We start from the raw sequence: 22,651 nt of genomic DNA on the forward strand, positions 1-22,651 counted from the left end.
ATTGCTCCGAGGGCGGTCGGGCGGCATAATGTAGCCCCTTTTTTCTGCCCCTACATGTGGAAGGTTCCCGTGACTCAGAAGCCCGACCAGTGTCTTGGTGAATGGATCGACCGTGAAGCACTCGCTGAAGCGATGATTCCGCTTATCGGTCAGCTATACCGCAATAACAACGTGGTGAGCTCGATCTATGGCCGCAGCCTGATCAACCAATCAGTCATCGCGATTCTCAAGGCTCATCGCTTTGCTCGCCATCGTTCTGCCGACGATAGCGAACTCTCCGTCCACGAAACATTCCCTCTGCTTAAAGCCATGAGCGAGCTCAAGCTCGGCGCGGCTTCGGTAGACCTGGGCAAGCTGGCCTATAAATTCCGCAAGGAAGGCGCTGGCCGCACCGCCGAGCAGTTCGTACGTGAAGAAATGGCCGACGTGGTTGGCCAGCAAAACGCCGCAGCCCGCAAAGGCACCGACGTTGTGCTGTACGGTTTCGGTCGTATCGGCCGCCTGCTGGCGCGCATCCTGATCGAAAAAACCGGTGGCGGCGACGGCCTGCGCCTACGTGCCATCGTGGTGCGTAAAGGTGCTGAAAACGACCTGACCAAGCGCGCGAGCCTGCTGCGTCGTGACTCGGTCCACGGTCCGTTCAACGGCACCATCGTCATCGACGAAGAAAACAACACCATCACCGCCAACGGTAACCTGATCCAGGTGATCTACGCGAAGAACCCGTCTGAGGTGGATTACACCCAGTACGGCATCAAGGACGCACTGCTGGTGGACAACACCGGTGTGTGGCGTGACGCCGAGGGCCTGGGCCAGCACCTGGCGTGCCCGGGTATCGACCGCGTTGTCCTGACTGCGCCTGGCAAGGGCAAGCTGAAGAACATCGTGCACGGCATCAACCACGGTGAAATCACCGCTGACGACAAGATCGTGTCCGCCGCTTCCTGCACCACCAACGCCATCGTGCCGGTGCTGAAGGCTGTGAATGACAAGTTCGGCATCGTTAACGGTCACGTTGAAACGGTTCACTCGTACACCAACGACCAGAACCTGATCGACAACTTCCACAAGGGCGATCGCCGTGGCCGTAGCGCCGCGCTGAACATGGTGATCACCGAGACCGGTGCTGCCACCGCTGCTGCCAAGGCCCTGCCTGAGCTGGCCGGCAAGCTGACCGGTAACGCGATCCGTGTTCCGACGCCGAACGTGTCGATGGCCATTCTCAACCTGAACCTTGAGAAAGCCGCCACCCGTGAAGAGATGAACGAGTACCTGCGCTACATGGCGCTGCACTCCGATCTGCACAAGCAAATCGACTTCGTCAATTCGCAGGAAGTGGTTTCCACCGACTTCGTGGGCTCGCGCCACGCCGGTGTGGTGGACGCTGAAGCGACCATCACTCAAGACAACCGCGTTGTTCTGTACGTCTGGTACGACAACGAATTCGGTTACAGCTGCCAGGTGGTTCGCGTGATGGAAGACATGGCCGGGGTTAACCCGCCAGCATTCCCGCGCTAAGCATCAGCGGTAAATGAAAAAGCCCCGACTGGTTCGGGGCTTTTTTATGTCTGTTGTTTTTGTGTTGCTTGTACCGGCCTCATCGCAGGCAAGCCAGCTCCCACATTTTGATTTGTGAATACATTTCAAATGTGGGAGCGGGCTTGCTCGCGAAAGCGGCCTATCAAGCGCCGCCGACTATCGAAGCCTGCGCGGTACGCAGTTCATGCCGGTTGCCCTTGAACAGAATCAATGTGGCGATCAAGCCCAGCACCGCCGCGCCGCTGAGCCAGATGCCCGGTGCGGCCTTGTTGTCCAGCACGTGGATCAGGTAGGTACACGCCGCCGGAGTAAAGCCACCAAAGGTCGCCGTCGCCAGGCTGTAGGCCAGGGAGAAACCGGTGGTGCGCACTTCTACCGGCATGATCTCGGTCAGCGCTACAACCATTGCGCCGTTGTACGAGCCATACAGGAACGACAGCCAGAGCAGCACGATCAGCAGATGGCTGAAACTCGGGTTGGCCACCAGCCAGGACAGCGCTGGATAAGCGGTGAGGATCGCCAGAATAGTCGCCCCCAGCAGCAGGGGTTTACGCCCGATCTTGTCGGACACCGCGCCCATCACCGGCAGCCAGATGAAGTTCGAGATGCCCACGCACACAGTGACCAGCAGCGCGTCGAAGTCCGACAGGTGCAGTTCGGCCTTGCCGAAGGTCGGGGTGTAGGCGGTGATCAGGTAGAACGACACGGTGGTCATCACCACCAGCGCCATGCCGGCGATGACGATGCCGAAGTTCTGGCCGATCGAGCGGACGATTTCCTGCAGGGTAGGGCGGTGTTTGCGCGCCTGGAATTCCGGGGTTTCTTCCAGGGAGCGACGAATCACGAAGATCACCGGCACGATCAGGCAGCCGATCAGGAACGGCACGCGCCAGCCCCAGTCACCCATTTCTTCCGGGCTGAGCCAGTGGTTCAGGCCTACGCCCAGCAGGCCGGCGAATACCACGGCGGCTTGCTGGCTGGCGGACTGCCAGCTGACGAAGAAGCCTTTACGGCCCGCAGTGGCGATTTCCGCCAGGTACACCGACACGCCGCCCAGTTCGACACCGGCGGAGAAGCCTTGCAGCAGGCGGCCGAACAGCACCAGCAACGGCGCCGCGACGCCCAGGGTGGCATACCCGGGAACGCAGGCAATCAGGATGGTACCGGCGGCCATCATCGCCAGGGTGATCACCAGGCCTTTTTTACGGCCGTGACGGTCGATGTAGGCACCGAGGAAAATCGCGCCTAGAGGACGCATCAGGAACCCGGCACCAAAGGTCGCCAGGGACAGCATCAGGGACGCGAACGCGCTGTCGGTGGGGAAAAATGTCTTGGCAATGGCCGTGGCGTAGAAGCCGTAGACCATGAAATCGAACATCTCAAGGAAGTTACCGCTGACAACGCGAAAGATCGCCTTGCCCTTGCCCGTTGTAGTGGACATGTCATGCACTCATTTTGGCTATCTTATTAGTAATCCCTGGTCGCAACCGTCCTTGCTGTTAAAGCCTTGGCACGAGGCTGGCGCTGAACAGTTTTGTAACGATATGTGTATAAGCCACCACAGGCAACAAAAAACCGATAGCAAGCTGGCAAATTGCCGCAGGCCTCCCGGTGATGAAAATCCAATGCGGGAGCGGGCTTGTTCGCGAAAACGGTGTGTCAGTCAGCTTATGAGCCACTGACACACCGCATTCGCGAGCAAGCCCGCTCCCACAGGGTTTTTGCGATCAGTTGAGGAGGGTGTTACGCAGGCTGTCGGACAAACCTTTTGGTGCCAGCCAGATGCCGAGATAAGCCTTGGCCAGCTCGTCATTGCGACTGCTGAACACCACCGTGCCGTTGATTTCCAGGTTCAGGCCGCGCCGAGGCTGGAAGTCCAGCGCATAACGGTCGCCGCTGCGGATGTTGCGGAAGCTTTTGTGCAATTGATCCAGTTCAGGCTTCAGGCGGGCGAGGGTGGCGGGTGTTTGCTGACGTTCGAGGGGGGCGGTGGCGGCCTTGATCACATCGTTGCGGTCGATATCGCGAAAGTAATACAGCTCCAGGCGCAGGTCTTTTTGCTGATCCAGGGCTTGTTTGGCGCTCAGGTCAGCCTGGGCGAACAATGCCGCCGCATAGACGTCTGCCCACAGGTAGGTCAGGACGGCCTGGTTTTTCAGCACCAGTTGATGAGATTGCGCCGGAAAATCGGCTTGTTTGAGGCGATCAGCCTCATTCGCCAGAACCGGGACCGAAAACATCAGCAATAAACAAATGACGACATGCTTCATAATGGCCAGTCCTGAAAAGGTGCTTGCCTACAGGTTAATTCAATAACGAGCGCCGTGTAGTAAAGGCAAAACTGGCCTACGACGCGACCAAGGGTTAATGTGCGCGACGTTGAGCGTTCTATAGACTGTGCCCCGGCTCACACACTTGAGCCACATTGATCCTTCATGACCGCTGGCCGCGGCATGATTTAGCCAGGCGTCCAACCGTGCGCCCTGGCCTGTTCTGAGGAGTACGCATGGCTGTCTACAACTACGACGTGGTGGTACTGGGTTCCGGCCCAGCTGGAGAAGGTGCGGCGATGAACGCCGCCAAAGCAGGGCGCAAGGTGGCGATGGTCGATAGCCGTCGCCAGGTCGGCGGTAACTGCACCCACCTGGGTACCATCCCGTCCAAGGCCTTGCGTCACTCGGTGCGCCAGATCATGCAGTTCAACACCAACCCGATGTTCCGGGCCATTGGTGAGCCGCGCTGGTTTTCGTTCCCGGACGTGCTCAAGAGCGCTGAAAAAGTCATTTCCAAACAGGTTGCCTCGCGTACCGGCTTCTATGCCCGTAACCGCGTCGACCTGTTCTTCGGCACCGGCAGCTTCGCCGACGAGCAAACCGTCGAAGTGGTCTGCGCCAACGGCGTGGTCGAGAAGCTGGTAGCCAAGCACATCATCATCGCCACCGGCTCGCGTCCGTATCGCCCGGCGGATATCGATTTCCACCACCCGCGTATCTACGATAGCGACACCATCCTCAGCCTGGGCCACACCCCGCGCAAACTGATCATCTATGGCGCCGGCGTGATCGGCTGTGAATACGCCTCGATCTTCAGCGGCCTGGGTGTATTGGTCGAGCTGGTGGATAACCGCGACCAGTTGCTGAGCTTCCTCGACTCGGAAATTTCCCAGGCGTTGAGTTACCACTTCAGCAACAACAACATCACCGTGCGCCACAACGAAGAGTACGAGCGGGTCGAAGGCCTGGACAACGGTGTGATCCTGCACCTGAAATCCGGCAAGAAGATCAAGGCCGACGCCTTGCTGTGGTGCAACGGCCGTACCGGCAACACCGACAAGCTGGGCATGGAAAACATCGGGGTCAAGGTCAACAGCCGTGGCCAGATCGAAGTCGACGAGAACTACCGCACCTGCGTACCGAACATCTACGGTGCCGGTGACGTGATTGGCTGGCCGAGCCTGGCCAGTGCCGCCCATGACCAGGGCCGCTCGGCCGCTGGCAGCATTGTCGACAACGGTAGCTGGCGCTACGTCAACGACGTGCCGACCGGGATCTACACGATTCCCGAGATCAGCTCGATCGGCAAGAACGAGCACGAACTGACCAAGGCCAAGGTGCCTTATGAAGTCGGCAAGGCGTTCTTCAAGAGCATGGCGCGTGCGCAGATCGCCGGTGAGCCCCAGGGCATGCTGAAGATCCTGTTCCACCGCGAGACCCTGGAAGTGCTCGGCGTGCACTGCTTCGGCTATCAGGCGTCGGAGATCGTGCACATCGGCCAGGCGATCATGAACCAGCCGGGTGAACTGAATACCCTCAAGTATTTCGTGAACACCACGTTCAACTACCCGACCATGGCTGAAGCCTATCGGGTAGCGGCCTACGACGGCCTCAACCGGCTTTTTTGAGCGGCTCCGGCCGGTGGCCTGAGCCGGCCGGGGAGACCGATTTCAGTAATTCCCGAGGGTGGCAGTGGCCAAACCGGGAAAGTCTGTAATCAGGCTATCTACGCCGAAGTCGGCGAGCCTGCGCATCAGCGCGGGTTCGTTGACGGTCCACACGGACACGTGCAAACCCTGGCGCTGGGCTTTTTCCAGACGCTCAGGGGTGCACAACGTCCAGTTCAACGCCAGAATCTCACAGCCATAGTTGGCCGCGACCTTCAACGGGTCGAGCCAGGCGTATTCGGCTACCAGCCCGCGGGACAGGTCCGGGGTGAGGTCCAGCGCCGCTTTCAACACTTCCCGCGAGCTTGAGGTCACGGTGACCTTGTCCATCAGCCCGAAACGCTGAGCCATTTCCCGGATCGCCAGCACGGTGGTTGCCGCACGGGTGCGCGATGCGCTTTTGACTTCCAGTTGCCAGTGGTCGAAGTCGCACTGTTCGAACAGCTCTTCCAGGCGCGGGATCGGGCAAGGGTTGACCCAGCCCGGGCCGCCTTTGCGCGCGTCCATCTTGACCAGGTCGGCGGCTGAATACTCGACGACCTTGCCGCGCCGGTCGGTGGTGCGCTTGAGCGTCGGGTCGTGGATGACCATCAGCTCGCCGTCCATGGACAGGTGCAAATCCAGTTCGCAGCGGCGCACGCCGTGCCTGAGGCATTCCTGGAAGCTGGTCAGGGTGTTTTCCGGTGCTTCGCCTTTGGCACCGCGGTGGCCATAAATCAGGGTCACAGTTGCTCCTTTACGCCAGGGTTCCTGGCTGGATGGATGACGCGACGCGCCATTCAATGATCGTATTCAGGTGTCGGATTCGTCGCTTTTTTCCCGCGCCAGACGCCGTTCCTGGGCCTGTTTCTGCAGGATATAGCGCGCCAGCAACTGGCGTTGGGCATCGGTCATGGCTTCGAATTCCGTGCCGATTTCAAAGCCGCCGGTCTTGGCGTCGCAATGGGTGACCTTTGCCCTCAGCAACAGCCCGAGGGCTTGTGGCATCAGCACCAGCTTGACCGCCAGGTGGCTGTCGGGCTGGATCGCCGTGGGGTACAGGAACTCGATGCCGCCTTCGGAAATGACCACGGGCTGCGGCGTACCGATCTCGCCCAGCAGGCTTTGCGCCATGATCTGGCTGAGCAAATCCATGCGTTTGTTCTGCACTTTGAGGAAGGCGGCCAGGGTGCGGTCCCGCTCGCCGATCTGGCGCAGCAAGTGCTGGGATTCAAATTCACTCAGGTGCAACTCGCTGAGCAGATTGAACAGCGGCGAATCATCCAGCAACACTTCCTTGCTCAGCGCTTCCGGGCCCGACAGTGGGGTAATTTCCAGTGCGATCATGTCCTCGATACGGTAGTATTCGCGGCGATCTTCTTCATCTAATGTCGACATGGCGAACCCAAGGCAGCGGTGATGGTCTGAGTGTAAAGCTGCTTACCTGACCCCGCCACAAGGACGTCTTCTTTTCCTCCGAACAAGCCCCGACATGTTCAGACCTCTCTTCGTATTTATTGGCACGCGTTATACCCGTGCAAAACGTCGCAATCATTTTGTGTCGTTCATTTCCCTGACCTCGATGATCGGGCTCGCCCTTGGCGTTGTCGTGATGATTGTGGTGCTGTCGGTGATGAACGGCTTCGATCATGAGATGCGTACCCGCGTGCTGGGCATGGTGCCCCACGCGACCATCGAGTCGGGTGAGCCCATCAGCGACTGGCAAAGCCTGGCCGCGAAGGTCAAGCAGAACCCCAAAGTGCTGGCGGTTGCGCCCTTCACCCAGATGCAGGGCCTGTTGACCAACGACGGCAAGGTGCAGAAAGTCCTGCTCAATGCCATCGACCCGGCGCAGGAACGCAATGTCTCGATCATCGATAACTTCATGCAACAGGGCAAACTGGACGACTTGTCGCCCGGCAGCTTTGGCATCGCTATCGGTGACAAGGCGGCGGCCAAGCTCGGCGTGGGCATCGGCGACAAGCTGACCTTCGTCGCGCCGGAAGTCACCGTGACTCCGGCGGGCATGTTCCCGCGCATGAAGCGCTTTACCGTGGTCGGCATCTTCCATGTCGGCGCCGGTGAGATCGACGGCTACCTGGGCCTGACCAACCTGACCGACCTGGCCCGCCTGCATCGCTGGAAGCCGGACCAGGTCCAGGGCTTGCGCCTGAAATTCAACGACCTGTTCGACGCGCCGCGTACCTCGTGGGAAATCGCCCAGCACCTGGGTGAAAACCAGTACTACGCCCGCGACTGGACCCGTACCCACGGCAACCTGTACCAGGCCATCCGCATGGAAAAAGCCATGATCGGCTTGCTGTTGCTGCTGATCGTCGCCGTCGCCGCCTTCAACATCATCTCCACGCTGGTGATGGTGGTGAACGACAAGAAGGGCGACATCGCGATCCTGCGCACCCTTGGCGCCACGCCGGGGCAGATCATGGCGATCTTCATGGTCCAGGGCACGGTGATCGGCGTCGTCGGCACCTTGATCGGCACCGTGGTGGGGATTCTCGCCGCGCTGAACGTCAGCGCGGCTATCGCCGGGCTGGAAGTGTTGATCGGCCACAAATTCTTGAACTCCGACGTCTACTTCATCGACTACTTGCCGTCCCAGGTGCAGAGCCAGGACGTATTGATGGTCGGCGGCGCAGCGTTGGTCCTGAGTTTCCTTGCCACCCTGTATCCAGCCTGGCGCGCGGCACGTACCCAGCCGGCGCAGGCTTTACGTTATGAGTGAATCGGGCATGAGTGAAAAAGCAATCCTGAGCTGCCGCAACCTGGGCAAATCCTACGAGGAAGGCCCGGAGTCCGTGGTGGTGCTGTCCAACCTGCAGCTGGAACTGCACCCGGGCGAACGCGTAGCGATCGTCGGCAGTTCCGGTTCCGGTAAAAGTACCTTGCTCAACCTGTTGGGCGGCCTTGATACGCCGTCCCAGGGCAGCGTCTGGCTGGCCGGCGAAGAGCTGTCGGCCCTGGGCGAGAGGGCCCGTGGCCAGCTGCGCAACCGTTCGCTGGGTTTTGTGTACCAGTTCCACCACTTGCTGCCTGAGTTCACCGCCCTGGAAAACGTCTGCATGCCGCTGTTGATCGGCAAGACCGCGATTCCCGAGGCGCGCCAGCGTGCCCAGGCGTTGCTGGAGCGGGTCGGCCTGGGCCATCGCCTGGAGCACAAACCGGCTGAGTTGTCCGGCGGCGAGCGCCAGCGTGTGGCGATTGCCCGTGCCCTGGTCAACAACCCGGGGCTGGTGATGCTCGACGAGCCGACCGGCAACCTCGACTCCCACACCGCCCAGGGCATCAAGGACTTGATGCTGGAGTTGAGCACCCAGATGCGCACTGCGTTCCTGGTGGTGACCCATGACATGAGCATGGCCCGCCAGATGGACCGTGTGTTGCACCTGCAGGAAGGTCATCTGGTCGCCATCTGACCTGTTTCAAGCCCGGCGCCAAGCGCCGGGTTTTCTATTTTTTCAACGGTGCCCGCGAATGTTCAGACCGTTATCGATTTTCATCGGCACGCGCTATACCCGCGCCAAGCGCCGCAACCGTTTTGTTTCGTTTATCTCGATGACCTCGATGATCGGCCTCGCCCTCGGCGTGCTGGCGATGATCGTGGTGTTGTCGGTAATGAACGGTTTCCAGCGGGAGATGAGCTCACGCATCCTCGGCATGGTGCCCCACGCGACCATCGTTGGCGTGAAGCCCATCAGCGACTGGCAGCCGGTGGCAGATGCCGCGATGAAGAATCCGGAAGTCACTGCTGCCGTACCGTTCACACAGATGGACGGCATGCTCTCCTACAAGGGCGCGATGCAGCCGATCGAGATCAGTGGCGTTGATCCGGCCCAGGAAGGCAAGGTGTCGATCGTGGCCCAGCACATCGTCCAGGGCCATCTGGAAGACCTGAAACCGGGCGAGTTCGGTGTGGTGATCGGCGAAATCACCGCCCGGCGTTTTCGCCTGAATGTCGGTGACAAGCTGACCCTGATCGTACCGGAAATCAGCAGTGCGCCCGGTGGCATCACCCCGCGTATGCAGCGTTTGAACGTGGTGGGTGTGTTCAAGGTGGGCGCGGAGCTGGATGGCTCCATGGCCCTGATCCACATGGCCGACGCCGCCGAGATACAGCATTGGGAGCCGAACCAGGTGCAAAGCGTGCGCCTGGCGGTGAAAGACTTGTATGCCGCACCCAAGGTCTCGGCGGATATCGCCGCCAGCCTCGGTGCCGACTACAAGGCCGACGACTGGACCCACACCCAGGGCAGCCTGTTCAGCGCGATGAAGATGGAAAAAACCATGATAGGCCTGCTGTTGCTGATGATCGTCGCGGTGGCGGCGTTCAACATCATCGCGACCTTGATCATGGTGGTGAACGACAAGGGAGCCGACATTGCGATCCTGCGCACCATTGGCGCCACGCCGCGGCAGATCATGGCGATCTTCATGGTGCAGGGGACGGTGATCGGGATCGTCGGTACCTTGATCGGTGGCATCCTCGGCGTGATTGCGGCGCTGAACGTCAGTGAACTGGTCGGTTGGCTGGAACGGGTGACCGGGCAGCATATCTTCAGTTCGGACGTGTATTTCGTCAGCAACCTGCCTTCGCAGTTGCAGGGTGGGGATGTGTTGCTGATTTGCTCGGCGGGGTTTGTGTTGAGCTTTTTGGCGACCATCTATCCGGCGTATCGGGCGGCGAAGATTGAGCCGGCGCATGCCCTCAGGTATTCGTAATTCTTAAGACCGCCTTCGCGAGCAAGCCCGCTCCCACATTTTGACCGCGTTCTTCCTGAATGCACTCGGTCAAAATGTGGGAGCGGGCTTGCTCGCGAAAGGGCCGCTACAGCTTGCATCAATACCCCTGCGGCAACGCCATCACAAACCTCGCCCATCCCGCCCCCGACTCACAGAAAATCCGCCCCCCATGGGCCCGCACAATCGACTGGGTAATCGCCAAACCCAGCCCCGCATGCTCGCTGCTCCCTTCATGACGCGCCGGATCTGCCCGGTAAAACCGGTCAAACAACCGTGGCAACAATGCCTCGGGAATGCCTTCCCCGGTGTTTTCCACACTCAGCGTCACGCCTTGCATCCCCTCGACAATCCGCACGCTGACTTCGCCACCCGGCGGGGTGAACCGCAACGCGTTATCCAGCAGGTTGGAAATCGCCCGGCGCAACATGCTGCGGTCACCTGAAGTGCTGGCGCTGCCTTCCCGAACCAGCCGCACCTGGACGTCCTCCGCCAGCGGTGCGAAAAACTCCAGCAATGCCTCCACCTCGTCCGCCAGCACCAGGGTTTCGCGCTTGGGCACCAGCAGCCCATGGTCCGCCTTGGCCAGGTACAGCATGTCGTTGACCAACTGCGCCATCCATTGCAGTTCTTCCAGGTTGCTGTGCAGGGCTTCGCGGTAGTCCTCCAGCGCCCGTGGCTGCGTGAGGATGACTTGGGTCTGTGTCAGCAAATTCGACAGTGGCGTGCGCAGTTCATGGGCGATGTCGGCAGAAAATGCCGAGAGCCGCTGGAAGGCATCGTCCAGGCGACCAAGCATCGCGTTGAAGGACTGGGCGAGTTCCGCCAGTTCGGCGGGCATTTGTTCCTGGGGCAGGCGCTGGGTCAGGGAGTGGGCAGACACGCCGCTGGCGACTTCGCTCATGCGCCGCAGTGGCCGCAACCCGCTGCGGGCGGCCCAGGCGCCGAGCAGGGCGGTGGCCAGGGCGGAAAGGCTGACGGTCAGCCAGATCAGATGCTGCATGCGTTGCAGGAAGTGTTGGTGATGGGTGATGTCGAGCATCAGCGTCAGTTGTGGCGATTCGCGATTGCCAGGTACCAGGGGCACGTTATACACGCGGTAATCGGTCCCGGCATTCTGCAAACTGTGCAGGCCAGGCTCCTGCGGCAGGGCGATGCCCGGGGCGCCGTCGAACCAGAGCCGGTCGCCTGCGGTGATGCGCAAGGCCAGGTCAGGCTGGCGATTGAGTTCGTCGCGCAGCTTCACTTCCCGCAAGGCGAATAGCTCGGGCGTGTCCGCATCCTGCAAGGTACTGCGCAGCGCTATCAGCTTGCCGTCGAGCAACTGCTGGTCCAGCTCGATAAAGTGCGCCTCGCTGGCATGGTTGAACAGCACGCCGGCCAGCAATGAAACCACGGCGGTACAGCCAGCAAACAGCAGTGCCAGGCGGCTGGCCAGGGAAATCCGTTTCATCAACTGAACCGCTCCTCAAGCACGTAGCCCATGCCGCGTACCGTATGGATCAGCTTGTTGGGAAAGTTATCGTCGACCTTCAGGCGCAGGCGGCGGATCGCGACTTCGATGATGTTGGTGTCGCTGTCGAAGTTCATGTCCCACACCTGAGAGGCAATCAGCGACTTGGGCAGTACTTCGCCCTGGCGGCGTAGCAGCAGTTCCAGCAGGGAAAACTCCTTGGCCGTCAGGTCGATGCGCTGGCCGTCGCGCTCTACCCGGCGGCGGATCAGGTCCATGCGCAGGTCGGCCAGTTGCAGGCTGGTTTCCTGGGGTGGGCTGCTGCCACGGCGTAACAGGCTACGCACCCGGGCCAGCAGTTCGGAGAAGGCGAAGGGCTTGACCAGGTAATCGTCGGCGCCCAGTTCCAGGCCATGCACCCGGTCTTCCACGGCGTCCCGCGCGGTAAGGAACAGTACCGGCATGTCGAGCCCGGCGTTGCGTACGGCCTGGAGGATCTGCCAGCCATCGCGACCTGGCAGCATCACATCGAGGATCAACAGGTCATAGTCACCGGTCAGCGCCAGGTGCTGGCCGCTGGTGCCGTCGGCCACCAGTTCGGTGTTGAACCCGGCCTCGGCCAGGCCCTGGCGCAGGTAGTGGCCGGTTTTCGGTTGGTCTTCGACGATCAGCAGTTTCATGGGCGGCTCATGGTTTTACGGGAACACAGACGTTATACCGCGCACATCCGGCAGCAGGCTCAAGCTGACAAAGTTGTAATCTGGCAGTCAGCTGGCTGGCAGCGGCGCGTTCGTAAAGTGTCCCACAGACTGATTCCGAACCTTTGGAGTGTGAGCATGTTTTTACGTAAATCCTGGTTGTTGGCGGGCTGCCTGATGGCGATGAGTCTTCCGGTGCTGGCATCCCCGGCTGAAACCTTCGCCTTCGGTGAGGCCGCGCCCGCCGCCAAGGCCACGCGCACCGTGGAAGTGGTACTGCAGGATATTTCCTTTTCGCCCAAGGCTATTGATGTAAAAGCCGGTGAGACTGTGCGCTTTGTGCTGGTCAACAAAGGCCAGTTGCTTCATGAATTCAACCTTGGCGATGCCGCCATGCACGCAGCGCATCAGAAAGAGATGCTGCAGATGCAGGCCAGCGGCATGCTGACGGCGACCGGCATGGGCAAAATGGACCACAGTGCGATGGGGCATGGTGATATGGCAGGCATGAAGCACGACGACCCCAACAGCGTGTTGGTAGAGCCAGGCAAGACCGCCGAGCTGACCTGGACCTTCACCAAGGCCACCGGCTTGGAGTTTGCCTGCAACATTCCGGGGCATTACCAGGCGGGCATGGTCGGCAAGCTGACCGTCAGCCAGTAAGCCATTGACGGGCAAAGGCGGGTAGAATGGCGGCGTTTATTTAGCCAGGTTTCCGCCATGCATCCCGCAGCCGAACATTCGCCGCTGGGCAAGTCCAGTGAATACATCTCCACCTACACCCCGTCGTTGCTGTTCCCGATTCCTCGCGCCGCCAAGTGGGCCGAGCTGGGCCTGAGTGCCGAGACCCTGCCGTATAAAGGCGTGGATTTCTGGAACTGCTTCGAACTGTCCTGGCTGCTGCCATCCGGCAAACCCGTGGTGGCCATCGGTGAATTCAGTATCCCGGCCGACTCGCCGAACATCATCGAGTCGAAGTCGTTCAAGTTGTACCTCAACTCGCTGAACCAAACCGCGTTTGCCGATGTGCAAAGCCTTGAAGCGACGTTGCGCACCGACCTGAGTGCCGCGGCCGGCAAGCCGGTTGGCGTGCGCATCCGCAGCCTGGGCGAGGTTGAAGCCGAAGGCGTGGTCGCGTTGCCGGGTGTGTGCATTGATGACCTGGACATTACCGTCAGCAACTACGAGCACCCGCGCCCGGAACTGTTGCGTTGCGACGATTCGCGCGTGGTGGAGGAGAGCGTCCACAGTCATCTGCTCAAGTCCAACTGCCCGGTGACCAGCCAGCCTGACTGGGGCAGTGTGGCGGTGGAGTACCGCGGCGCGGCGCTGGATCATGCCAGCCTGCTGGAATACCTGGTGAGCTTCCGCCAGCACTCGGACTTCCATGAACAGTGCGTGGAGCGGATCTTTCTCGACCTGCAGCGCTTGCTCAAGCCGGAGAAACTGACGGTGTATGCGCGCTATGTGCGGCGTGGCGGGCTCGATATCAACCCGTACCGCAGTACGGAAGATCTGCAGTTCCAGAACCTGCGCCTGGCTCGACAGTAGCTTTCACCCAAAATAAATGTGGGAGCGGGCTTGCTCGCGAAAGCGGTGTATCAGCCAGCATATGTATCAGCTGACGGACCGCATTCGCGAGCAAGCCCGCTCCCACATTTGTTAGGTGTCGGGCTATTAAATCCCGATGTTACCCAGTGTCACCACAATGCTGCGCAAGGTCCCGGCAATACCTGGGTGGTCGATTTCGAAGCGTTCTACCGCCAGGTTCACACCGTCGGCGATGCTTGGATCCTGAATGGCACCTTCCAGTGGCTCCTGAACTTCCAGTTCAGCAATCAAATCTCGCAGCTCTTCGCGCTGTTCGAGGGGCATTTCTGGATTCTGATCCAATTGCTCGCGCAAAATTTTGACCTGTTCTTGCAGTTGTTCGCGGGCAGGCATGGCGTTCTTCCTTTTATCGATAGGCACTGACATAGACCGCGGCACGCCGGGAAAGGTCTATGGGCTGACCTGTAGATTAATCCACTCGCGCCTACTGTGCATGATCTCGATCAGGGCTTCTCGCCCTTAAGCTGGCGCAGACTGATGTCGGCCAGGCAGGTCTGCAGTTCGCCCAGGTGGTCAATCACCGAATGCACGCCCAGGCCATAGAGCGCGACAGTGGCTTTGGCGCGCTTATGCTCGCGTTCCTTCTCGGTGAGTGCTTGCCATTGCTGCGGCGAAAGCCCGCACAGTGAGCCACAGGACGCCAGGCCGATGGTCCACAGCCCGGCATTGAGCCCCGATTGCAGCAGGCGTGGCTCGCCGCTGACCAGGACGCAGCCTTCCAGGCGTTCGATATTCAGTTCCATCAGGGCCTGCCAGCAGGCGTGGGGCGCCGGCCAGCGGGTGGAGGAGGGCTTGGCAGCCTTGATCCAGCGGGGTAGCCCGGCGGCCAGCGGTGTGGAAACCGACGCCGGCAACTCGTCCAGCCATGCACAAGGGACGCGCTGTTCTTCGAGGCTGCGCAGGATCTTCAGAGCGCCGACAGTGGCATGGGTATCGCTGGAAGGCGCGGAATCGGCGCGGGCCTGGGAACCAAAGTCCACCAGGCAGCCACTAAGCCCGAACAGTACGGCCGTCAAGGACGGGGTGCTGGCACTAACAATCTCGGCGTGTGGCATTTCGACGTCCCTGAAATAGCAGTGACGCTACCGGACTTGGGTGACAAGCAAGTTACACCCGCAGCAATTGTAGGAATTTTGTGCATTTGCTGAATGACATTTCCGCAAGGCTGCCTAATCTGACACTTCCGTCATATACTGACGGCCTCATTCAGGGCATAGCGCCCATGACAGACCATTCAAGGAGTTCAAGCTATGCGCTGGAGCCAATGTCTAGCTCAGCTGTCCGTATGTGCGAGTATTTTGCTGGTTCCTTTCGTAGCCCAGGCGGCCTCGGAAGATGATCCATGGGAAAGCGTCAACCGCCCGATCTTCACCTTCAACGATACCGTTGATACCTATGCCCTCAAGCCATTGGCTCAAGGCTATCAGTTCGTGACCCCGCAGTTCGTGCAGGACGGGATCCACAACTTCTTCCGCAACATCGGCGACGTCGGCAACTTTGCCAACGACGTGCTGCAACTCAAGCCCCACGCTGCAGGCGTCGACACTGCCCGCTTGCTGATGAACACCACGTTCGGCGTGCTGGGTTTCGTTGATGTCGGCACCAAAATGGGGCTGCAACGCAACGACGAAGACTTCGGCCAGACTCTCGGCTACTGGGGCGTCGACAGCGGTCCTTACGTGATGCTGCCACTGCTGGGCCCAAGCACCCTGCGTGACGCGCCGTCCAAGTATGTGGACAGCTACACCCAGCCGTACCGCTACATGAACGATATCGGCTGGCGCAACAGCACCTTCGGCCTGAATATCGTCGACACGCGTGCCAGCCTGCTGTCCTCCGAGAAGCTGATCAGCGGCGACAAATACACCTTCATCCGCAACGCCTACTTGCAGAACCGTGAGTTCAAGGTCAAGGATGGCAAGGTTGTAGACGACTTTTAAGCCCCAGGCTTGAAAGAAGAAGGCGGCCCTCGGGTCGCCTTTTTTGTGGGCGGCATTCGAGGTTTATCCGTGGGTTACGTGCTTACTTTAAGTCGCGGTTTTATGCGTTCTTATAACTACTGGTGATTTGCGATGTAAAGACGCCCGGCGACCATCGCCGTGAGCTTGAAACCCCTGGCGGATGGGAGTACCGTCTGCGCCTTAGAAGGGCACCTCTGCTTTACCTTTGTGCGTCGGCAATAACTCGGCGTTTTGTAGGACAGAGAGGCTAGAAAGCGAATCCAGTAGTAAGCCCGGCCATTGTCGAGCTGCCTACGCCAACCTAATTCTGGCGCCGTTTGCCCACATGCAGAAAACCAGTGCCACGCTGCTGATAATCGATGACGACGAAGTAGTGCGCGCGAGTCTTGCGGCCTATTTGGAAGACAGTGGCTTCAGCGTCCTGCAGGCCAGCAACGGCCTCCAGGGTCTCCAGGTATTCGAGCGCGACAAGCCCGACCTTGTGATCTGCGACCTGCGCATGCCCCAGGTGGGCGGCCTTGAGCTGATCCGCCAGGTAACCGACATCGCCCCGCAGACGCCGGTGATTGTCGTGTCCCGGTGCCGGCGTGATGAACGATGCCGTCGAGGCCTTGCGCCTCGGCGCTGCCGACTACCTGATCAAGCCCCTGGAAGACCTGGCTGTGCTGGAGCACTCGGTGCGTCGTGCCCTGGATCGTGCACGGCTGCTGCTGGAAAACCAGCGTTACCGTGAAAAGCTCGAAACCGCCAACCGCGAACTCGAAGCCAGCCTGAACCTGCTCCAGGAAGACCAGAACGCCGGTCGCCAGGTGCAGATGAACATGCTGCCGGTGAGCCCGTGGAGCATCGACGAGTTCAAGTTTGCCCACCAGATCATCCCGTCGCTGTACCTGTCGGGTGATTTCGTCGACTACTTCCGCGTTGATGAGCGGCGTGTCGCGTTCTACCTGGCCGACGTTTCCGGCCACGGCGCCTCCTCCGCATTCGTGACCGTGTTGTTGAAGTTCATGACTACACGGCTGTTGTTCGAGTCCAAGCGCAATGGCACCTTGCCGGAGTTCACCCCTTCGCAAGTGCTGGGCCACATCAACCGGGGCCTGATCAGCTGCAAGCTGGGCAAGCACGTGACGATGGTCGGCGGCGTGATTGATGAAGAAACAGGTCTTTTGACCTACAGCATTGGCGGTCACCTGCCATTGCCGGTTTTATACACTCCAGACAGTGTGCGCTACCTGGAAGGGCGTGGTTTGCCGGTTGGCTTGTTCAATGAAGCCACCTACGAAGACCACATCCTGGAATTGCCGCCGACGTTCAGCCTGACGCTGATGTCCGACGGTATCCTGGACCTTTTGCCAGAGCCTACACTCAAAGAGAAAGAAGCCGCCTTGCCCCAACGGGTCAGGTCGGCGGGCGGCAGCCTGGATGGCCTGCGGCAGGTTTTTGGATTGGCCACGCTAGGGGAGATGCCGGATGATATCGCCCTATTGGTGTTGAGCAGGAATCTTTGATGAGTACCGGAAGAATCCAATTCGCCGAGCAAGACGGGACTTTTGTCCTGAAGTTTGTCGGTGAAGTGCGCCTGACCTTGTGTTCGGCGCTGGATGCGACGATTGAGCGGATCTTCACAGCCTTGAATTTCTCGGCGATCGTGATCGATCTGACCGAAACCCGCAGCATCGATAGCACCACCCTTGGGCTGTTGGCCAAGTTGTCCATTCTGTCTCGGCAGAAGGTCGGACTGCTGCCGACCGTCGTCACCACCCACGAAGACATCACCCGTCTGTTGCAGTCCATGGGCTTCGATCAAGTGTTCAACATCGTTGACCGCCCGATCCCGTGCCCGGAATGCCTGACCGACCTGCCGTCCCAGGACCAGTCCGAGGAAGTGGTACGGGTCAAGGTACTGGAAGCCCACAAGATCCTGATGGGCCTGAACGACTCCAACCGCGAGGCGTTCCACGACCTGGTGAATGCTCTGGAGCGGCACTAGTTTCCAGCTGAAACACTGTCAAAGTGTGGGAGGGGGCTTGCTCCCGAAAGCGGCGGGTCAGTAGTGAATGTAGCGACTGACGCCCTGTATTCGGGAGCAAGCCCCCTCCCACATTTTTAACTGAGTTCGGCTCGAAATCGGCTAATACAAAAAAAGGGCGGCACCCTCACAGGTGCCGCCCTTTTTGTCGCCGCCGTTTTTAGAGCTTGGCGGTCAACAGCGCTTCGAGTTTTTCCTGGTCGCGGGCGAACTGACGAATGCCTTCGGCCAGTTTCTCGGTGGCCATTGCATCTTCGTTGGATTCCCAACGGAACTGCGCTTCGGTCAAGTGCACACGAGCTTCGCCCGCATGGCCTGGCGACAATTTGCGTTCCAGCTTGCCGTTGTCGGCTGCCAGTTTTTCCAGCAGGTCCGGGCTGATGGTCAGGCGGTCACAACCAGCCAGCTCTTCGATCTGGCTCAGGTTACGGAAGCTTGCACCCATTACCACGGTCTTGTAGCCATTGGCCTTGTAGTAGTTGTAGATGCGCGTCACCGACTGCACGCCCGGATCCTCGGAGCCGGTGTAATCGTTACCGTTGGCCTTCTTGTACCAGTCGTAGATACGGCCCACGAACGGCGAAATCAGGAACACGCCGGCTTCGGCGCAAGCCACGGCCTGGGCGAAGGAGAACAGCAGCGTCAGGTTGGTCTGGATGCCTTCCTTTTCCAGCTGCTCGGCGGCGCGGATGCCTTCCCAGGTGGAAGCGATCTTGATCAGCACGCGGTCACGGCCAATGCCGGCCTTGTCGTACAGGTCGATCAGGCGATGGGCGCGCTTGAGGACGGCGTCAGTGTCGAACGACAGACGGGCATCCACCTCGGTGGAAATGCGGCCGGGCACCACTTTCAGGATTTCCTGGCCGACGGCTACCGCAAAACGGTCGCTGGCCAGGCCTACATCGCCGTTGCAGTCGGCAACAGCGTCATCCAGCAGCTTGGCATAGCCTGGGATCGACGCGGCCTTGAGCAGCAGGGAAGGGTTGGTAGTGGCGTCTTGTGGCTTGAGCTTGGCGAGGGTAGAAAAATCGCCGGTATCGGCTACTACAGTGGTGAATTGCTTGAGTTGTTCCAGCTTGGAAGTCATGGGCGTGCTCTGTCCTGTGGGTCTGATGACATTACCCGAGCGCTGACAGCCGCTCAAGGGCGCAAATGCATTCGATCGTTTGCGAGGGCAACAACCTGAAAACAGCCGTTTGAATCACCGGCCAATGCTCAATAGGAGGCCAAAACAGCCAGCAGGTTCAACCCAACTGCCCGATGACCACCCGATCAAACGGTGGGAGCAGCCTTGCCCCATCTTCCTGACATCCCCCCATCCAAATGTGGGAGCGGGCTTGCTCGCGAAGGCGTCGTGTCAGCCACCCAATAAACCCACTGACACCCAAATCACCGCCCCTCCAACAACTCCCCGGCCATATCCAGCAACGCCAGCGGATCACTGGCCTTATGAATATCCACCGACAACAACTGCCGAAACTTCCGCGCCCCCGGGAAACCCGTCCCCAGCCCCAGCGCGTGGCGGGTGATGTGATGCATCGAGCCACCTGTCGCCAGGTGTTCGGCAATATAAGGACGCAACTGCGCCAACGCCTCGGCACGGGTGATCACAGGTGCCGTGCTGCCAAACAGCTGCTGATCCACCTCGGCCAGCAAATACGGATTGTGATAAGCCTCGCGGCCCAGCATCACGCCATCGAAGGTCTGCAGATGCTCCTGGCACTGTTCGAGGGTCTTGATGCCGCCGTTGAGGATGATCTCCAGTTCAGGGAAATCCTGCTTCAACTGGGCGGCAACGTCGTAGCGCAAGGGCGGGATGTCCCGATTTTCCTTCGGTGACAGCCCTTCCAGAATGGCGATTCGCGCATGCACGGTAAAACTGGTGCAGCCCGCGTCTTTCACTTGGCCAACGAAATCGCACAGCTCGGCGTAACTGTCCCGGCCGTTGATGCCGATGCGGTGCTTAACCGTCACCGGGATCGAGACGGCGTCCCGCATCGCCTTAACGCAATCCGCCACCAACGCAGGATGTGCCATCAGGATCGCGCCGATCATGTTGTTTTGCACCCGGTCGCTGGGGCAGCCGACATTGAGGTTCACCTCGTCGTAGCCGGCGTCCTGGGCCATGCGGGCGCAGGCGGCCAGGTCGGCGGGGACGCTACCGCCCAACTGCAGGGCGAGTGGGTGCTCGGCCTCGCTGTGGCGCAGAAAGCGTTCGTGGTCGCCGTGGAGGATTGCGCCGGTGGTGACCATCTCGGTGTAGAGGAGGGCGTTTTTGGAGAGAAGGCGCAGGAAGAAGCGGCAGTGCCTGTCCGTCCAGTCCATCATTGGGGCTACACTAAATTTACGATTCATAAAGCCTTGTATTTAAAGGCCTCCAGCATATTTTAGTGCTATCCTGCGTGTACATTTCAGGGCCAAAATGATGGTTTTGGTACACCTGGGGTACACGCCGTGTGCAAAAAGGTATGCATCGGGGTACGGGTTAATGAACATTGAGTGAACACAAGTATGGCTTCGATACACCAGCTCCCCAGTGGCAAATGGCGCGCCCTCATTCGGAAAAAGGGCATCACCCCGATCAGCGCAACGTTCGTGACCGAAAAGCTTGCGAAGGCATTCGCGAAGGAGAAGGAGCGTCAGCTTGAAGAGATCAAGGCTACAGGCAGGACGGCGGCCCCCAAGGGTTCAACTGTCGCTCATTATATCGATGACTACCTCGATTACATACAGCGTGGGCGAACCCTTCAGCGGAGCGCGCTGTTTATCTACAAGGCGTTGAAGAAAAGATTTGGCAAAATCGGCATCGAACGGCTTTCGAAGAGCCACCTGGATTCGTTCATCAATGATCGGAAAAAGGAGGGCGTACAGGGCCAGACTATCGCCGGTGATCTCTCCCTGCTGTCATCTGTCCTTCGCTATTGCTATGACAGTAAGCACCTAGATGTAGATCCCGACCTTGCAGACAAAGCTCGGAAAAGCCTCAAGACCAATCACAAAATGAGGATCAAAAGCCGAGAGGTTGAATGCTTGCCGACTCAGTCAGAAGTTGACGCCATTATTGCGGCCTACGCCAACAAAAAGCGCCAAAAGATCGACATGCCCCAGGTCATCAAATTCGGACTTTACACGTCCATGCGACAGTCGGAAATCTGTGGGATCAGAATTGAAGATTTAGACAGGGAAAATAAAACTGTCATCATTCGTGACCGTAAGCATCCGAGTGACAAAGAGGGTAACGATGAGACAGTTGCATTGCTTCCATCTGCCTGGCAGATAGTCGAAACGGTCATTGGGAGTCGCCAGTCAGGCTGCATTTTTCCCTACAATCCCAAGTCTGTGTCTACCGCGTTCACTCGTGCAAGGGCAGTTGCGGGAGTGACACGTCCGGTTCGATTCCACGACCTAAGGCATAAAGCAATTACCGACTTCTTTGGCCTTGGCCTTAACGTACCCCAGGTCGCTTCAATGAGTGGCCATCGCGACTGGCAAACACTGAAGCGCTATACACACGTCAAAGCGACTGATGTTCATGCAGCTTACAATGCTCTAAATCTCAAACAGGGAGATTTGAAAAATGTCGACAGCCAGCTCGCTCTGATCTTACAGAAGCTCGGTGATATGAATGGCGCCCCGGCATAAAAAAAAGGGGGCCATCTGGCCCCCTTTTTTTTAAATGCAGCGCCTGATAAAGTCGTCAGAATCAGTTTCCATCAAACTACCAATGAACTCCATCACAGCGTTTTTTGGATATAAGTAAGCAGAGCCGAAGCGTATAGGTTTCGGGCCTCTGCCGTGTTTTCTCCAGTAAGCAAGGGTCTCAAGAGTTACCTTGGCAAGCTCGCTGATGTCCTCGGCGGTGTAGCAGTTGATCTCGTCTGCCATTTTGCTTCTCAAGTTGCTGGCGTCAATCATTCGATGCAGGCTTTTTCTGAGTGCTGCCGAAATCATTAACCCTAGTAATCAGGACAGTTCTTTTTCTCTCATTAGCACTGCAGAGGTGATTTTTGTCATCAGTGTGTGCTTGCTCAATAAAGTTCCTGCACAAGTCTTCCAGGCGTAGCTTTGAAAAATTTAAGATTTGCGCGGTTTCTTTTTCAACGACATGGCCTGTGCCCTGAGCGATTTTTTTTTGCATATCAACATCTCGGAAGTGCTCGCCATCATGACCGTCAGCACCCCCATTTTTTCTGAAGCCCGGTGTCGTACCTGCGGCCTGTCAATACATGAGAAATGTTTTTTGTCTGGGCGTCAAGGAGCATTCCGTATTATTTAAACGGTATGCCTAGGGCATACTCTTAACTATGAGGATGTTGAAATCTATACTGAGATAATAGAGATCTAGTCGTTGATGGTAAAGTTGTCATCGGCAAAGTTTTTTTGGGTTGGGCGGCATGTCCGTAGTAACTGCGCGTAGGGGCGCAGTCTTAGAATGTAAGTTGCAAAGTAAAAAAATGAGCATTGCCACTATAAAACAAAGTTTGCAGCGCTCGGCTAATCACTTTGCTACCTTGGGTTAACGATATAGCCAAGAATCAATTTTATGTGGCTTAGTGGTGGTTAGGTGAGATTTTACTTATGTAACGTGTTCGCAAATATAGGTTGATTCGGGAAATCTATCTAACCATCCATCCGGCGTTGCTGAGAGAAACCTCGAGCCACTGAGGCGGTGTTTATTTATCAACG

Annotated in this window: 22 protein-coding genes and 1 pseudogene; 11 read left to right on the forward strand and 12 right to left on the reverse strand. The window is 58.8% G+C overall.

Annotation, left to right across the window (positions count from 1 at the left end; all coding sequences use genetic code 11):
* Positions 1-54 precede the first annotated feature (54 nt).
* The gene (locus tag QF039_RS04600) at positions 55-1,518 is read left to right on the forward strand and encodes a glyceraldehyde-3-phosphate dehydrogenase (protein WP_023659083.1); all 1,464 of its coding nucleotides are present in this window, start codon (positions 55-57) and stop codon (positions 1,516-1,518) included.
* A 163-nt stretch (positions 1,519-1,681) separates the two neighbouring features.
* Here QF039_RS04600 and QF039_RS04605 read toward each other — a convergent pair whose 3' ends face one another.
* Positions 1,682-2,980, reverse strand: a complete 1,299-nt coding sequence (locus QF039_RS04605; RefSeq protein ID WP_177008117.1) for an MFS transporter — start codon at positions 2,978-2,980, stop codon at positions 1,682-1,684.
* A gap of 286 nt (positions 2,981-3,266) precedes the next feature.
* Positions 3,267-3,809: a chalcone isomerase family protein gene (locus QF039_RS04610; RefSeq protein ID WP_307517068.1), complete on the reverse strand. Its 543-nt coding sequence runs from the start codon at positions 3,807-3,809 to the stop codon at positions 3,267-3,269.
* A 236-nt stretch (positions 3,810-4,045) separates the two neighbouring features.
* Between QF039_RS04610 and sthA the strand changes: the two genes are divergently transcribed.
* The gene (sthA, locus tag QF039_RS04615; RefSeq protein ID WP_003218947.1) at positions 4,046-5,440 is read left to right on the forward strand and encodes a Si-specific NAD(P)(+) transhydrogenase; all 1,395 of its coding nucleotides are present in this window, start codon (positions 4,046-4,048) and stop codon (positions 5,438-5,440) included.
* Between the two features lie 42 nt (positions 5,441-5,482).
* Here sthA and QF039_RS04620 read toward each other — a convergent pair whose 3' ends face one another.
* Positions 5,483-6,205, reverse strand: a complete 723-nt coding sequence (locus tag QF039_RS04620; RefSeq protein WP_307517069.1) for a glycerophosphodiester phosphodiesterase family protein — start codon at positions 6,203-6,205, stop codon at positions 5,483-5,485.
* 66 nt (positions 6,206-6,271) lie between these two features.
* Entirely contained in the window at positions 6,272-6,856 is a 585-nt protein-coding gene (locus QF039_RS04625) for a PilZ domain-containing protein (protein WP_214499226.1), read from the reverse strand.
* 94 nt (positions 6,857-6,950) lie between these two features.
* On the opposite strand from QF039_RS04625, the gene QF039_RS04630 reads away from it, so the two are divergent.
* From QF039_RS04630 to QF039_RS04640, 3 genes are read left to right on the forward strand one after another with little or no spacing between them, the layout of a single operon-like run.
* The gene (locus tag QF039_RS04630) at positions 6,951-8,201 is read left to right on the forward strand and encodes a lipoprotein-releasing ABC transporter permease subunit (protein ID WP_003218943.1); all 1,251 of its coding nucleotides are present in this window, start codon (positions 6,951-6,953) and stop codon (positions 8,199-8,201) included.
* A 7-nt stretch (positions 8,202-8,208) separates the two neighbouring features.
* Positions 8,209-8,892 (forward strand): lipoprotein-releasing ABC transporter ATP-binding protein LolD, encoded by a 684-nt coding sequence (lolD, locus tag QF039_RS04635; RefSeq protein ID WP_307517070.1) that lies wholly within the window; start codon positions 8,209-8,211, stop codon positions 8,890-8,892.
* Positions 8,893-8,950: 58 nt separating this feature from the next.
* Positions 8,951-10,195 carry a lipoprotein-releasing ABC transporter permease subunit gene (locus QF039_RS04640; RefSeq protein ID WP_003218940.1) on the forward strand — a complete coding sequence of 415 codons (1,245 nt, stop codon included), beginning with the start codon at positions 8,951-8,953 and terminating at the stop codon, positions 10,193-10,195.
* Positions 10,196-10,313: 118 nt separating this feature from the next.
* Here the strand turns inward: QF039_RS04640 and QF039_RS04645 are convergent, their stop codons facing one another.
* Entirely contained in the window at positions 10,314-11,666 is a 1,353-nt protein-coding gene (locus QF039_RS04645) for a heavy metal sensor histidine kinase (protein WP_307517071.1), read from the reverse strand.
* Positions 11,666-12,346 carry a heavy metal response regulator transcription factor gene (locus QF039_RS04650; RefSeq protein ID WP_003218936.1) on the reverse strand — a complete coding sequence of 227 codons (681 nt, stop codon included), beginning with the start codon at positions 12,344-12,346 and terminating at the stop codon, positions 11,666-11,668. Before QF039_RS04650 ends, QF039_RS04645 begins: the two co-directional genes overlap by 1 nt.
* 156 nt (positions 12,347-12,502) lie before the next feature.
* On the opposite strand from QF039_RS04650, the gene QF039_RS04655 reads away from it, so the two are divergent.
* Positions 12,503-13,027: a plastocyanin/azurin family copper-binding protein gene (locus QF039_RS04655; RefSeq protein ID WP_003218934.1), complete on the forward strand. Its 525-nt coding sequence runs from the start codon at positions 12,503-12,505 to the stop codon at positions 13,025-13,027.
* Between the two features lie 57 nt (positions 13,028-13,084).
* Complete coding sequence (gene queF / locus QF039_RS04660) at positions 13,085-13,915, forward strand: NADPH-dependent 7-cyano-7-deazaguanine reductase QueF (RefSeq protein ID WP_076017252.1); 831 nt, start codon at positions 13,085-13,087, stop codon at positions 13,913-13,915.
* Between the two features lie 126 nt (positions 13,916-14,041).
* Here the strand turns inward: queF and QF039_RS04665 are convergent, their stop codons facing one another.
* On the reverse strand, positions 14,042-14,308 hold the full coding sequence (locus QF039_RS04665; RefSeq protein WP_177019520.1) for a DUF4404 family protein: 267 nt from the start codon (positions 14,306-14,308) through the stop codon (positions 14,042-14,044).
* Between the two features lie 110 nt (positions 14,309-14,418).
* Positions 14,419-15,030: a hypothetical protein gene (locus QF039_RS04670; protein WP_008437613.1), complete on the reverse strand. Its 612-nt coding sequence runs from the start codon at positions 15,028-15,030 to the stop codon at positions 14,419-14,421.
* 195 nt (positions 15,031-15,225) lie between these two features.
* On the opposite strand from QF039_RS04670, the gene QF039_RS04675 reads away from it, so the two are divergent.
* The 3 genes and pseudogenes from QF039_RS04675 to rssC all read left to right on the forward strand — a co-directional run bounded on the left by QF039_RS04675 (position 15,226) and on the right by rssC (position 17,926).
* Positions 15,226-15,915, forward strand: coding sequence for a VacJ family lipoprotein (locus tag QF039_RS04675; protein ID WP_008437615.1), 690 nt, complete (start codon positions 15,226-15,228; stop codon positions 15,913-15,915).
* Positions 15,916-16,261: 346 nt separating this feature from the next.
* Positions 16,262-17,444, forward strand: a pseudogene (gene rssB / locus QF039_RS04680) (two-component system response regulator RssB).
* The gene (gene rssC / locus QF039_RS04685) at positions 17,444-17,926 is read left to right on the forward strand and encodes an anti-sigma factor antagonist RssC (protein WP_003218919.1); all 483 of its coding nucleotides are present in this window, start codon (positions 17,444-17,446) and stop codon (positions 17,924-17,926) included. Before rssB ends, rssC begins: the two are co-directional and overlap by 1 nt.
* 199 nt (positions 17,927-18,125) lie before the next feature.
* Here the strand turns inward: rssC and tal are convergent, their stop codons facing one another.
* Both tal and dusA read right to left on the reverse strand, forming a co-directional pair.
* Positions 18,126-19,052 (reverse strand): transaldolase, encoded by a 927-nt coding sequence (gene tal, locus QF039_RS04690; RefSeq protein ID WP_177080467.1) that lies wholly within the window; start codon positions 19,050-19,052, stop codon positions 18,126-18,128.
* A 302-nt stretch (positions 19,053-19,354) separates the two neighbouring features.
* Entirely contained in the window at positions 19,355-20,320 is a 966-nt protein-coding gene (gene dusA, locus QF039_RS04695; RefSeq protein WP_307517072.1) for a tRNA dihydrouridine(20/20a) synthase DusA, read from the reverse strand.
* A gap of 144 nt (positions 20,321-20,464) precedes the next feature.
* On the opposite strand from dusA, the gene QF039_RS04700 reads away from it, so the two are divergent.
* A complete protein-coding gene (locus tag QF039_RS04700; protein ID WP_307517073.1) occupies positions 20,465-21,607 on the forward strand; it encodes a site-specific integrase in 1,143 nt (380 codons plus the stop codon).
* Positions 21,608-21,637: 30 nt separating this feature from the next.
* On the opposite strand, the gene QF039_RS04705 is transcribed toward QF039_RS04700, so the two are convergent.
* On the reverse strand, positions 21,638-21,850 hold the full coding sequence (locus tag QF039_RS04705; RefSeq protein ID WP_307517074.1) for a hypothetical protein: 213 nt from the start codon (positions 21,848-21,850) through the stop codon (positions 21,638-21,640).
* Positions 21,851-21,872: 22 nt separating this feature from the next.
* Positions 21,873-22,103, reverse strand: a complete 231-nt coding sequence (locus tag QF039_RS04710) for a hypothetical protein (protein ID WP_307517075.1) — start codon at positions 22,101-22,103, stop codon at positions 21,873-21,875.
* Positions 22,104-22,651: the final 548 nt, after the last annotated feature.

Source organism: Pseudomonas sp. W2I6 (assembly GCF_030815935.1).
Classification (GTDB): domain Bacteria; phylum Pseudomonadota; class Gammaproteobacteria; order Pseudomonadales; family Pseudomonadaceae; genus Aquipseudomonas.

Coding starts and splice junctions, on each gene's coding strand:
- QF039_RS04625 (WP_214499226.1), bottom strand. CDS start 6,856: ATGTCGACATTAGATGAAGAAGATCGCCGCGAATACTACCGTATCGAG.
- QF039_RS04645 (WP_307517071.1), bottom strand. CDS start 11,666: ATGAAACGGATTTCCCTGGCCAGCCGCCTGGCACTGCTGTTTGCTGGC.
- QF039_RS04610 (WP_307517068.1), bottom strand. CDS start 3,809: ATGAAGCATGTCGTCATTTGTTTATTGCTGATGTTTTCGGTCCCGGTT.
- QF039_RS04630 (WP_003218943.1), top strand. CDS start 6,951: ATGTTCAGACCTCTCTTCGTATTTATTGGCACGCGTTATACCCGTGCA.
- QF039_RS04670 (WP_008437613.1), bottom strand. CDS start 15,030: ATGCCACACGCCGAGATTGTTAGTGCCAGCACCCCGTCCTTGACGGCC.
- QF039_RS04640 (WP_003218940.1), top strand. CDS start 8,951: ATGTTCAGACCGTTATCGATTTTCATCGGCACGCGCTATACCCGCGCC.
- QF039_RS04665 (WP_177019520.1), bottom strand. CDS start 14,308: ATGCCTGCCCGCGAACAACTGCAAGAACAGGTCAAAATTTTGCGCGAG.
- QF039_RS04650 (WP_003218936.1), bottom strand. CDS start 12,346: ATGAAACTGCTGATCGTCGAAGACCAACCGAAAACCGGCCACTACCTG.
- QF039_RS04605 (WP_177008117.1), bottom strand. CDS start 2,980: ATGTCCACTACAACGGGCAAGGGCAAGGCGATCTTTCGCGTTGTCAGC.
- tal (WP_177080467.1), bottom strand. CDS start 19,052: ATGACTTCCAAGCTGGAACAACTCAAGCAATTCACCACTGTAGTAGCC.
- QF039_RS04655 (WP_003218934.1), top strand. CDS start 12,503: ATGTTTTTACGTAAATCCTGGTTGTTGGCGGGCTGCCTGATGGCGATG.
- rssC (WP_003218919.1), top strand. CDS start 17,444: ATGAGTACCGGAAGAATCCAATTCGCCGAGCAAGACGGGACTTTTGTC.
- QF039_RS04705 (WP_307517074.1), bottom strand. CDS start 21,850: ATGGCAGACGAGATCAACTGCTACACCGCCGAGGACATCAGCGAGCTT.
- QF039_RS04600 (WP_023659083.1), top strand. CDS start 55: ATGTGGAAGGTTCCCGTGACTCAGAAGCCCGACCAGTGTCTTGGTGAA.
- queF (WP_076017252.1), top strand. CDS start 13,085: ATGCATCCCGCAGCCGAACATTCGCCGCTGGGCAAGTCCAGTGAATAC.
- QF039_RS04675 (WP_008437615.1), top strand. CDS start 15,226: ATGCGCTGGAGCCAATGTCTAGCTCAGCTGTCCGTATGTGCGAGTATT.
- lolD (WP_307517070.1), top strand. CDS start 8,209: ATGAGTGAAAAAGCAATCCTGAGCTGCCGCAACCTGGGCAAATCCTAC.
- dusA (WP_307517072.1), bottom strand. CDS start 20,320: ATGAATCGTAAATTTAGTGTAGCCCCAATGATGGACTGGACGGACAGG.
- QF039_RS04710 (WP_307517075.1), bottom strand. CDS start 22,103: ATGCAAAAAAAAATCGCTCAGGGCACAGGCCATGTCGTTGAAAAAGAA.
- sthA (WP_003218947.1), top strand. CDS start 4,046: ATGGCTGTCTACAACTACGACGTGGTGGTACTGGGTTCCGGCCCAGCT.